At 63.7% G+C, this 9,770-nt stretch carries 9 protein-coding genes and 1 tRNA gene; 4 read left to right on the top strand and 6 right to left on the bottom strand.

Annotated features, from left to right (window positions below; all coding sequences use genetic code 11):
- Nucleotides 1–37: 37 nt before the first annotated feature.
- Nucleotides 38–400, bottom strand: a complete 363-nt coding sequence (locus I6F36_RS01570) for a hypothetical protein (protein WP_225125157.1) — start codon at nt 398–400, stop codon at nt 38–40.
- Nucleotides 401–520: 120 nt separating this feature from the next.
- Nucleotides 521–751, bottom strand: a complete 231-nt coding sequence (locus I6F36_RS01565; protein WP_225125158.1) for a hypothetical protein — start codon at nt 749–751, stop codon at nt 521–523.
- 359 nt (nt 752–1,110) lie between these two features.
- Between I6F36_RS01565 and I6F36_RS01560 the strand changes: the two genes are divergently transcribed.
- Nucleotides 1,111–2,001 carry a hypothetical protein gene (locus I6F36_RS01560; RefSeq protein WP_036010217.1) on the top strand — a complete coding sequence of 297 codons (891 nt, stop codon included), beginning with the start codon at nt 1,111–1,113 and terminating at the stop codon, nt 1,999–2,001.
- 64 nt (nt 2,002–2,065) lie between these two features.
- Here I6F36_RS01560 and pepT read toward each other — a convergent pair whose 3' ends face one another.
- Entirely contained in the window at nt 2,066–3,316 is a 1,251-nt protein-coding gene (pepT, locus tag I6F36_RS01555) for a peptidase T (protein ID WP_225170932.1), read from the bottom strand.
- Between the two features lie 97 nt (nt 3,317–3,413).
- Nucleotides 3,414–3,743, bottom strand: coding sequence for an HU family DNA-binding protein (locus I6F36_RS01550; RefSeq protein WP_036010212.1), 330 nt, complete (start codon nt 3,741–3,743; stop codon nt 3,414–3,416).
- 234 nt (nt 3,744–3,977) lie between these two features.
- On the opposite strand from I6F36_RS01550, the gene I6F36_RS01545 reads away from it, so the two are divergent.
- Nucleotides 3,978–4,054: transfer RNA gene (locus I6F36_RS01545), tRNA-Asp, on the top strand.
- 95 nt (nt 4,055–4,149) lie between these two features.
- Here I6F36_RS01545 and I6F36_RS01540 read toward each other — a convergent pair.
- Together I6F36_RS01540 and I6F36_RS01535 are read right to left on the bottom strand one after the other, a co-directional pair.
- Nucleotides 4,150–5,646, bottom strand: coding sequence for a caspase family protein (locus tag I6F36_RS01540; protein WP_225170931.1), 1,497 nt, complete (start codon nt 5,644–5,646; stop codon nt 4,150–4,152).
- A 16-nt stretch (nt 5,647–5,662) separates the two neighbouring features.
- Nucleotides 5,663–7,753 carry a caspase family protein gene (locus I6F36_RS01535; RefSeq protein ID WP_225170930.1) on the bottom strand — a complete coding sequence of 697 codons (2,091 nt, stop codon included), beginning with the start codon at nt 7,751–7,753 and terminating at the stop codon, nt 5,663–5,665.
- Nucleotides 7,754–8,096: 343 nt separating this feature from the next.
- Between I6F36_RS01535 and I6F36_RS01530 the strand changes: the two genes are divergently transcribed.
- Together I6F36_RS01530 and I6F36_RS01525 are read left to right on the top strand one after the other, a co-directional pair.
- A complete protein-coding gene (locus I6F36_RS01530) occupies nt 8,097–8,348 on the top strand; it encodes a hypothetical protein (RefSeq protein WP_225113098.1) in 252 nt (83 codons plus the stop codon).
- Between the two features lie 252 nt (nt 8,349–8,600).
- Nucleotides 8,601–9,707, top strand: coding sequence for an autotransporter outer membrane beta-barrel domain-containing protein (locus tag I6F36_RS01525; RefSeq protein WP_225170929.1), 1,107 nt, complete (start codon nt 8,601–8,603; stop codon nt 9,705–9,707).
- Nucleotides 9,708–9,770: the final 63 nt, after the last annotated feature.

Raw genomic sequence — 9,770 nt, 5'->3', positions numbered from 1 at the left:
ATGAACCTAATGGGCGCGCCGCGCCCGACCAATCCGTTCAGGCAATAGGTCTGGGAGGGGGAGAGTCGGTATCGGGCACAATTCCGGCGAGGCGGGGGGCCTGTTGCGGGCTCGGTGCCGACACGAGCGCGATCGCCGCGGTCGATGGTGCCGGCTGTGCCACGGTCAGCGAAAAGCAGCCGTGGCAATGATGTCCGCCGATGGTCTTGTGGTCGTCATGGCCGGTAGCGCCATCGAGGACCGCGGCGATCTCCGAACCGCCGCGGGGCGTGGTGACGTCGATGTCGTGCGCGCCGTGCAGAGCGCCCGCGAGCAGATAGACCGCCGCGATCAGCACGGACAGCAGCCCGCGCGGAAAACGCGAGCGGCGGGATCCTGAGGGCTGACGGTTTGCGAGCACGAGTTCACTCTGGTTGCAGTCTGTGCCCGGCCTAGCATGGGTGCGGGAACAGTGTCGACCCGCAACATTGTTACGTCCCTGGAACAATTGCCGCAGCAGTGCATGCACTGCCAGCGCCTCTCACTGGCGGATAATGACGTGCCGATGCGGCGCCATGGTTTCGAACGCGGGGGCCGGAGCGTCGCTGCCATCGTCACCTTCCATGGTGATGACCGCCCGAGAGCTCGCTTCCATCGCCCGTTCCAGCCATTTGATGGCTTCGTCGATCCATTGGTCGTGGTGCTCGGGGTCGGCGAGGGCCTTCTCCCGGAATGCATTCGCCTGATGCAGGCACGCCGTTCTGCGGTCCACGCGCCTCTCCTGATCCGGAGGTTCCGCCCCGATCGCATCATTGATGATACCGGATCCGGCGTCGTTAACATACGACAGGAGGAAACCTGCCGGCCGCAACGCGGAAAGGCCCCAGCCGGACGAGCCGGCTGAGGCCTCATGTGCTCACAATCTCTATCCCTAGGACTTGGACAGACAACCCGCATCCTCCAAGTTCGTTCCATACGATCTGTCCAATTTGGAACGTTCCTCATACCTCGCGATTAGCGAGAGAAGAAACTGAGGAGGACGGACAATGGACGGACTGATTTATCTGATCGGCTTGATCGTCGTCATCATGGCGATCCTGTCGTTCTTCGGCCTGCGCTGAGAGCGCCGCGATGACGGTCGAGACTCTGATGCGGGAAGAGGTCATGGAAGGCGGCTTGGCAGTTGAGGCGCCTCGAACCATCCAGTGGAGCTCGGTGTTCGCGGGCGCGCTTGCTGCGAGTGCAATGTCGTTCATCCTGATCGGTTTTGGTGTCGCGGTCGGCCTCGGTGTCAGTTCGGCCTCGCCGAGCTGGCGCGATGCGTCGGCGGCGCTGGCGCTACTCTCCGGGCTCTATCTGATCATCCAGGCGATCGTCAGTTTTGGATTTGGCGGTTACGTCGCCGGCCGGACCACCCGGTCCGAGCCCGCGCTCGCAACGATCGAGGATGACGGCGAGCGGCGGGACGGGCTTCACGGGTTGACCGCCTGGGCGCTGGCAGTCCTGGCCGGCGCCGCGCTGCTGGCCCTTCTCGGCGCTGCCGCGATCGACCGTTCCCCGATGCGCAGCTCGGCGAGCAACACCTCGGCCGCCGAGCCCCTGTTGAGCTATGAGCTCGACAAGCTGTTCCGCGCGCCGCGCCGCGCTCCGAACACCGACCTAAGGGAAGCGCGCGCCGAAGCCGGACGTATCCTGATGACGTCGTCCAGCCACAGCGGCGTCGCCGCCGATGACCGGACGTACCTCGTGCAGCAGGTCGCCGCGGTCACGGGACTGGCGGCCCCCGACGCCGAAAAGCGCGTTGACGCCCTGATCGCAGACGCGAAGACGGCGATCAACCGCGCGCGGCGCAACTCGATCATCGTGGCGTTCTCGGTCGCAGCCGCGACCCTGATCGGCGCCGCAGTGGCCTGGGCCGCGGCGGTTGCCGGCGGACGCCATCGCGATGGAGAGCCGTTGCCGAACTGGATGGCGAGCGCCAACCGCTTCCACCGCAACCCGCGCGCAATGCCGGTGCCGTAGGCCCCTCAACCAAATGGAAATGGCCGGGCGCAAGCCCGGCCATATTCGACGTCTTCAGGAAGCGTCAGGCCTTCTCTTCCCAGATCATCGCCAGATGTACGATGGTCTGCACCGCCTTCTCCATGTCCTGCCGGCTGACCCATTCGAGCCGCGAATGGAACGCGTGCTCGCCGGCAAAGATGTTGGGGCAGGGCAGGCCCATGAAGGACAGGCGCGAGCCGTCGGTGCCGCCGCGGATCGCGGTGCGCATCGGGCGCAGGCCGGCGCGGCGGATCGCCTCGATGGCGTATTCGAGCACGTGCGGGTGACGATCGATCACCTGCTTCATGTTGCGGTACTGCTCCTCGACCTCGAACGTGTAGGTCGAGCGCGGGTAGTCCTTCATCACGTCCTTGACGATGCCCTCGAGCAGCGCCTCCTTCTCCTTCAGCCCTTCCTCGGTGAAATCGCGGACGATGAAGGAGAGCGTCGCCTGTTCGAGCGCGCCGTCGATGCCGATCGGATGCAGAAAACCCTGCTTGCCCGAGGTGGTCTCGGGCGAGCAGCCCTCCTTCGGCAGACGCTCGACGATGGCCGCGGCGATCTTGATGGCGTGCTCCATTTTGCCCTTGGCGTAGCCGGGATGGGCGCTGACGCCGTTGATGGTGATGGTGGCGCCGTCGGCCGAGAAGGTCTCGTCCTCGACGCAGCCGGCGCTCTCGCCGTCCATGGTGTAGCCGAAATCGGCACCCAGCTTGTTCAGGTCGACATTGTCGACGCCGCGGCCGATCTCCTCGTCCGGCGTGAACAGGATCTTGATGGTGCCGTGCTTCACGTCGGGATTGTTGATGAAGAAATGCGCGGCATCCATGATCTCGGCGATGCCGGCCTTGTTGTCGGCGCCTAATAGCGTCGTGCCGTCGGTGGTGATGATGTCGTTGCCGATCTGGTTCTTCAGCGCAGGGTGCTCATTGAAGCGGATCACCTGGCTGGTGTCGCCGGGCAGGACGATGTCGCCGCCGCGATAGTTCTTCACGATTTGCGGCTTGACGTCCTTGCCGGTGACGTCGGGCGAGGTGTCCATGTGCGAGCAGAAGCAGATCACCGGCACCTTCTTGTCGGTGTTGGCCGGGATCGTTCCGTAGACGTAGCCGTAATCGTCGAGATGCGCGTCCACAACGCCCATGGCCTTCAGCTCGGCAGCGAGCACGCGGCCGAGATCCTTCTGCTTCTCGGTCGACGGCGAGCTGGGGGATGCCGGATCGGACTGGGTGTCGATGGTGACGTAGCGCAGGAAGCGCTCGGTCACGGTATGCGAAAAGGAGAGGGAGGACATTCTGGTCAAACCGCCGGGTGTTCTTGAAGCTGGCGGTATATCAGAAAAGCGGGCCGTGATGCGGCCGCAACGGGCTCGGGGGCGGGCTTTAGCGGCCTCAGATCGCTTCCTTCAGTTCCTTCACCGGGCGGAACGCGACCTTCCTGGTGGCCTTGATGTGGATCGCTTCGCCGGTGGAAGGATTACGGCCGGTGCGGGCGGCGCGCTTGCGGACCTGGAGGATGCCGAGGCCGACGATGCGGACCCGGTCGCCCTTCTTGAGGTGCTTGGTGATCAGATCGACCATGTCGGTCAGCACGGCCTCGGCATGCTTTTTGGAGACATCCTGGCGCTCGGCAATGTCGGCGGCGAGGTGCTTGAGCGTGATCGTGGCGGGCGCGGCCGCCTTCTTCGCCGAATCCTTCTTAGCCGGATCCTTCTTAGCCATGTCTGGCCTCCTCGATCTTGCAGGTCGTCCAGAAGGGAGATGGCCCCTGACCCGCAAGTTCCCGGAGGCGTAGACGATTCGGGACCGGACTGACTACGCCCCCGGCGTTACCGAGGGCCGCGTTCGTGTGTGCCAGCAGTGGAATCCGCTGGTTTGAGCTGTGGATGCAACATCCTTGACTTCACCAGATCGGGCCTTTAAGTCCCCCCTCGTTCCGCAGACATTGCGTGTCACGCGGGAGTAGCTCAGTTGGTTAGAGCGCCGGCCTGTCACGCCGGAGGTCGCGGGTTCGAGCCCCGTCTCTCGCGCCATTTTTGGCAAATAGATCAAATAGTTGCTGTCGCGGCCAAAAGCGCCGCTTGGACTGCCGTTTCATCCCGATCGCTTCCTCCCCGCCAGAATTCGTCTATTTCGGCTTGGACTCCTCGATATGCGCGAGGATGCGCCGTGCGTCGGTGCTGCCGGCCTGCGCTGCCTTGGCCAGGAGCCGCCTGGCCGCGGCAAGGTCCCGTCGGCCGCCGATTCCGTTGGCGTTGCACCGGGCGAGATTGACCAGAGCTTCGAGTCCGCCCATCGCGGCGCCCCTCTGGTACAGCGCCCGAGCCAACTTCAGGTCTCGCCTGGCTCCCAGTCCCTTCTCGGCAAGCTCCCCCATCCTGTTGATGGCCGTCGCATCGCCGAGCTCGGCGGCCCGCTGGTACAACGCATAGGCCTTTGCGGGATCGCTGGCCGCGCCGATTCCACGCTCCTGCTGTAGGCCGAGGCTGACGAGTGCTGGCGCAATCTTCTTCTCGGCGGCCATCTCATAGTAGAAGCGCGAGCGGGCGGGATCCTTCTCGACGCCGTTGCCGTTCTCATACATCAATCCGAGCTCGTAGAGCGCGCGTGCGTTGCCGAGCTCGGATGCCGCCTTGTAGCTCGCCACCGCTCCTCCGTAATCGCGCATGGCGAACAATGAACGCCCGAGCTGGTAGTGCAGGCGGTCCACCCCTGGAGACCGCTTGACCGCCTCCGCGCACGCCGCAACCGCGCCCGCCGCCTTTGTATCGTCGCGCGTCTCGCCTTGGTCGGCGCGTCCCCTCAAATCCGCGAGCCCGGCAACGGCGTTGTCGCAGTGCTGCATGACGGCGGTATCGTCCTGGACGACTTGCTTGACGGGATGGAGATAGATCTTGTCCTTGGAAAGCTGACCATACATGTAGGGCGTCTGCTTCCGGTGCGTTGCCTGCCGAACCTCGTCGCGAACGTTGCGAAACACAAAGTTGATCTCGAGGTCGGCCTGCCGGAGGTATTTCAGCAGCGCCGCAGCGAAAGGGCTGTTGCGGCCTTCGCCTTCTTCCGCGGTCCGCCCCGGCTCCGCCGGAAAGAACACGAGCGTGTTGCGGATCGGTGCGCTTCCGGCTGAGGTCAGGGAAGAGCTGCTGCGGCGGCCATTCGGTATCGCAGGGAACGGGTTCTCCCGCATGGCATCCAGGATCACCAGACCCAGCCTGCGAGCCCGCCCTGCGGCAGCGGTCACCGCAGCCAGGGGAACGGTCTCTGCGTTGGCCGATTCAGGTGTGGCGAGATGCGCATCGACGGGGATCAGGTAACTGCCGACACCGGCAGCTGCACTGTATCCGGCAAAATAGAAGACCGCGATGTCCGCAGCGGCGGACTTCTCGGTGAAGGCGACGAGCCCCGCGCGCAGATCGTCGAGGGTCGTGTTCTTGCGCAGATCGACGTCGAAGCCGAGGCCGGCGAGACCCGCGGCAATGTCCTCGGCATCATTGACGGGAGAGCCGAGCGGCGGCGCGTTCGCGTAGCTCGCGTTTCCAATGACCAAGGCGACACGGCGGTTGGAAGCTTCTGCTTCGGCGTCGAAGAGAAGCCCGATGGCAATGAACAGTGCCAGCCAGCGCAAGATGGAGTTGCGTCCCTTAGTCGATGCCCGAACGGAGCTGCCGCCTCATCCAGTCGCGGTCGGTGAGAAAATCGAGGCCGAGCAGACCATAGTCGACGCGCAGAAACCCGTCCACTCCAGACGACACCGCCGCGGGAGTCTGCCGCGCGACCTCCTGCGCCATCACGCCGACATAGAACCTCGCATCGCCCTTGTATCGATAGCGATAGAGGCGGAGGCCAGTATCGGTCCAGCCGAGTGCCGTAATGTCCTCCTTGAGGCGGATGTCCGATGGAATGGTGACGCGGCTCGCGGCATTCGAAGCGGCAGTCGAGGCCGCTCTGCTGGCCGCGCTTGATGCAGCGCTCGAGGCTGATCGGCTGGCAGCGTTCGACGCTGCGGCTGATGCCGCCTGCGATGCCGCCCGGCTTGCTGCGCTCGACGCGGCATTGCTGACCGCAGTCGAAACGGCATTGCTGACCACGTTGCCGACGACGTTGCTGACGACGCCGCTGACCACATTGCCGACATTCTGGTTCACGCGTGCAACCACTCGCCGATATTCGCGATTGCGAACCTTTTCCTCTTCCGAGCGGGTGTAGGCGGAAACCAGCAGCCCGCGCCTGCGCGCCTCGGTCACCGCGTTGATCATGCATCCCTTGGGATTGCCCTTGGACCGGCAAAGCTGGAATTGAAGCTGGACGTAGTCGGGGTATTTTTTGATGGATCTGGCGCACGCCCCGGAATCGCCGTCGAAGCAGGCGTTCACGTCGCTGTCGTGCGCTGATTGCAGCATCAGCTCGGTGGAATTGACCGGTCGCAGGGCAAGGTCGCTGCCCGGCGGCAGGCGGTTATGGCGCGAGCTCGGATAGCGCTCGGCAAACCGGCCAACCACGCTCTTGTCGCGTGATTCCTTCAGGACATCCCATGCCTTCTCGACTGCCTCCGAATTGCCGGTGGTCGTCTCGGCCGAGGCGAGCTGATAGCTCGCCGGTGGCGGACCGGGCATGTCGATCTGCCCGGTGGCTTGGCCCGGCTTAGCCGACTTCTCGAGCGAAGCCAGCGCGACCCGGGCGCTCTCGACATGCTCGCCAAACGGATAGAGATCCAAATAGGCGCGGTAGGCCGCGAGCGACTTCTGTCGCTCGACGATCTTCCAGGCGTTCGTTTCAGCCGTCTGCAACTGCGCAATGCGCTGGTCGATTTCGGCCGTATGCGCGCTCGCCGGGAATTGCTGGGCGAAACGGCGCAAGGTCGCGATCTCGTTGGTCGAGCGGACGAACTCCCAGGCGAGCTGCTCGGCATCTGCTCCACCATCGCCGTTTGCGACGGCAGCGTCGCCGTTGAGATAGATGTCGCCCTTCGGCAGCGTCCCGTAGATTGCCGGCTCTTGTGTCCCGGTCTCCTTCCAGACTTCGTCGTGCACGATCCGGAAGAGATAGTTGATCTCGAGTTGCGGCGTTTCGACATGGCGCAGGAGCGAGCCGGAGTAGGGGCTATTCCGCCCGGCCCCGTCGCTCGCCGTCGTGCCGGCAGCGGCCGCAAAGGCAACGAGCACGTTGTCGCTCACCTCGACAGGGGCAAGACCGCGCGTGTCGGCCGCGAAAGGCGTCGGGGAACGGGATGTGCCGGACACTGGCGCGGCCGCCTTGGATGGCCGCGACGACAGCGCGCGTCCCGCGGCGGCGACCTTCGTCGTTTCGAACGGGTCGTTGCGGCAGGCGTCGAGAACCACGAGGCCGATGATCTTCGGCATCACGGAGATATCGATCAGGGTCTCGAGATTGATCGCCTCGGCATAGACATCGATCTCGGACTTGATTTCGGCATCGACCGGAATCAGCCAGTTCTTTCCGTCCATTTCGACGCCATGGCCTGCGAAGAAGATCACCGCCTTGTCGGCCGTCTTCGCCGCATTGCCGAATTCGATGAGGGCCTGCCGGAAATGATTGTAGTCGAGGTCGGCGAGGTGTCTGACGGAATATCCCAGACGACCCAGCGACGTCGCCATGTCGGCGGCGTCGTTGGCCGGGTTGATGAGATTTGGGACCTTGCGATAGTTGCTGTTGCCGACAACGAGCGCGATCCTGTCTCCGGCGGCCGCCTGCAGTATTGTCGAAACGAGCATCGACAATGCTACGCAGCTGAGAACGGCGATCCGGCGTGCCAGATCCTGCAACGTGAAGAGGGGACGCGAGCTTGCGAGAACGAAAATCCCGAAATGGGCAGGCATCGGCAGAAACTCAGAAAATGAAAAATCGCAGAAACGGGCTAAGGCGGCTTGTTCGTGGATTTTACATCAAGGGATGCTGGATGACGACATCAAAGGCCTCCGTGTTCAGGATTTCGTGAACCGGGAGTGGCGATGCTTCGACCAAGAGGCTGCACATCGCGAGCGGTGAAACCAGTCGCGCTGCGCTGGTGTTGATGGCGCAGGCGGCCGAGGCCGGCGACATCTTCGGAGACTGCGGATGACCAGGACAGTCAAGTTCGCCCGTGCGCCGATTCTGGCCCTGCCGCTGCTCGTCGCTTTGTGCAGCGTGGCCCGCTGCAATGATCCGGCCGAGTCGTCACGCGACTCCATCATCCAGAACGTTCGAGAGGACGTGCGGCGGCACATTCGGGCACGGGAAGCAGGCAAGCCTAAGAAAAGTCCGGAGCTGAGCCAGACGGCAACGCAGCGTGGTGCCACGAAGAAGCGAAACCGCTCGACGGTGGAGTAGTGGGATATCGGCGCGCGCCCTGCGTTGGGTTGCTTCTCGTATCCGGGCGTGTTGCTCGGCGTGCAGCGCGGCCTGGGAAAGTGTTGCAAATGAGCATCAGCTGGGCGCGCTTGATGGAGCCGAACCCCCAATTCAGCCAATCAGGTGAAGACGCCGCGGGTGCTTTGCAAATAAATTCGGCGCCTGAAGCTTGCGGGAATTTACCTCCCGCCAAGGCTCGGGGCTGAACCAGCAGGGGGCTGATCGAATACTATGAGGGCAGGAATTTTCCGCCGCGGCTTTGTCGTGGCCGTACCTTTTTTGCTTAGTCTGTTTGCGACGCGACCGGTCTCCGCACAGGAGGTCAATGTTCCGCAGCAAGTCATCAACAACACCGTTCAGAACATCATCCAGAACGTCCGCGACCAGATTCAGCATCGCAGGGTCGTTACTCCTCCTGGAATGCTGCGCTTCAGCGGCGAGGAGTCGGATTTCGACCGTCGTGATCCGTTCGCCGCAAGGGGTGTCAGCAATCCGTTCGGTGCCCTGGCCTACGCCAAGGCTCCGGCACTTGCAGCGCCGCCCCCGGCGACCTGGCTTTACGGCGCGAACCTCGTCGGCAGTGGCGACAGTGCGCAATCGAGCGGGGTCCAGGTCAGCGTTGCGACGGTGACCGGCGCAGTCGATGTGACCAAGATCGGTATCTTCACTGCAACCGACGCGCTGACCTTCATCGGGACTGGCTCCCATTCGTGGGCGCACACCTTCACGAATGGTGGACTGACGACCGATGGTTCAATTCCATCGACTTCCGGCACCCTGTCGTATCTCAACGGCGGTTTCTCGACTGACTTCACCGCGCTTGCGAGCTGGACTCGCACCACATCCAATCTTCCCCTTGCCGCGACCGCGGACGGCAGCGGCATCGCCTATACCTGGAACGGCCAATACCGGTTCGACTTCCCCTATACCGTGTGGTTCGAGCCGACGGTCGGCGTAACCTATTCGGAGGGCTATACCGCCAATTTCGGCAGCAAGACGGGCGATTCAACCGAATTTCACGGTGGCATGCGCGCCGGCTTCGAGACGGACTGGCTGGGCTTTAAGATCCAGCCGTCGATCTCGGGTCAGTACTACAGGATCGTCGACGCGAGCGGCGCCGGCGCCGTTGGAGGTGCGGTCCCCGTTGCGGCCGGCGTGATCGGTACCAATGGTCTTCGCGGTTCCGCAAAGGTCAACGTGCTCTGGACGCCGCAGCTGTCGTCCTACCTCGAAGTTCATGGCAGCAGCATCACCTTGCCGGACCCCCTGCTGCCTGGGGTTGGTGGATTCGGAACCTCGATCGCGGGTACTCAGGCCGGCCTTCGCTATACCTGGTAGAGTGATCTCGAAGACGGATGCCCGCCGTGCCCGGCGGGCATCTTCTTGCGCTCCTCTCGCGCC

Origin of the sequence: Bradyrhizobium sp. BRP19 (genome assembly GCF_020194195.1) — a bacterium.
Taxonomy (GTDB): domain Bacteria; phylum Pseudomonadota; class Alphaproteobacteria; order Rhizobiales; family Xanthobacteraceae; genus Bradyrhizobium; species Bradyrhizobium yuanmingense.
This window is presented reverse-complemented; position numbering and strand designations above follow the sequence as displayed.